The organism is Hymenobacter agri (assembly GCF_054778495.1).
Window position 1 is genome coordinate 1 of the sequence record NZ_BAAGZM010000835.1, and the last position, 1,475, is coordinate 1,475.

Consider the following 1,475-nt stretch of genomic DNA (forward strand, 5'->3'; position numbering starts at 1 on the left):
TGCGCAGGGTGTCGCCGGCGGCGTTGCGTAGGGTGCGGCCCACGCCGGCATCAGTCACAAAGCGCACCTGCCGGATGGTGTAGACGCGGTGGCCCTGGGCCAGGCCGGGGTTGGCAATGAGCATGCGCAGGCGCACGGTGCCCTGGTCAAAGCTCGTGTCGGCCTCGTAGCTGATGTACTGCTGGCGGAAATCGTAGTAGCCCGCGTTGCGGATGGCCGTTTCGAGGCGGGTGCGCTCCAGGCTGATGGTGTCTTCGTTGTAGCGGCGGTTTTCGTGCAGCACCGTGGCGGGCCGGGCGGCGCGCACCACGGCGGCCACGCCCGAGTCGGCGATGACCGGCGGCTGCAGGCGGTAGCGGAACAGCAGGTTTTCGTTCACGTGGTAGGTCACCGTCACGCGGCGATACTGCTTCACGCGGTCCAGCGAGTCGCCCTTACTCGGAAGGAGGCGGCCCGGCGCCGTGAGCACCCGAAACAGCAGACTGCGCTTAAAGCGGGCCGTATCGGTGGCCGACACCGTGCCCCGGAAAAAGCCGTGCGTGTGCAGGTAGGTGGTCATCTGCTGCACGGTACGCTTAGTGAGGGCCGTGTCGTAGATGGCCGGTGGCTCGCCCAGGCGCATGATGGCATTGCCCTTGTCGAGGGCCAGCTGCTTGCGCTTGATTTTGCGCTCGCGCCGCGAAATGAGCCTGCCCAGCTCGGCCGAATCGGTGCCGGCGGCCTTCATCTTGGCCGCGTAGGTAGTTTGAATGTCGCGCAGCTTCGAGCGCAGCTTCACCGAATCGTAGAACTTAAATCCGAGCTGATAGATGGCGAGCTTGGGCAGCGGCAGCTGGGTGTTGGGCTTCTGCTGCACCAGGGTTTTCAGCGCCTCTTTATCGGCCGGCTTGTCGACGCCGGAGATTTCGACGCGGCTGAGCAGGCGCTGGTTGGGCTTGAGCAGCTTGAACGGCGAACAGGCGGCCACCGCCAGCAAGCCCAGCACGGGGCCCAGCCGGCCGCCGCGCCGTAGGTTTGCAAAACAAGAGATAAACAATGGTTTCAAAAGCACTGGGCAAATACGTGCAGTCTCTGCACCAAAAGAAGTACCGCCACCGCCACGGGGCATTTCTGGTCGAGGGAGGGAAAAGTGTGTTGGAGCTGCTAAGTTCTGACCTGGAAACCGAACACGTGCTGGCCACGCCCGAATTTGCCGACCAATACCGTGCCCAACTACCGGGCCACGTGCCGGTTAGCCCCGCTACCGAGCACGAACTTACCCAGCTCGGCACGCTGGCTACCAACACTACGGCCTTGGCCATTGCCCGCCAGCCCACCAGCCCGCCGCTGCCCCTAACGCTGCCCGAAACCGGTTTGTTGCTGGCCCTCGACGAAGTGCGCGACCCCGGCAACCTCGGCACCCTGTTGCGCCTGGCCGACTGGTACGGCCTGCCCGGCGTGGTGCTCAGCCCCGGCTGCGCCGATGCCTACGCTCC

At 65.0% G+C, this 1,475-nt stretch carries 1 protein-coding gene and 1 pseudogene; one reads left to right on the forward strand and one right to left on the reverse strand.

Annotation, left to right across the window (positions count from 1 at the left end; translation table 11 throughout):
• Positions 1–985 (reverse strand): annotated as a pseudogene (locus ACYVDE_RS22640) (hypothetical protein); the annotation flags it as partial.
• Positions 986–1,062: 77 nt separating this feature from the next.
• Here ACYVDE_RS22640 and ACYVDE_RS22645 point away from each other — a divergent pair.
• The coding region (locus ACYVDE_RS22645) for a TrmH family RNA methyltransferase (protein WP_460503800.1) at positions 1,063–1,475 on the forward strand (413 nt) is incomplete at its 3' end.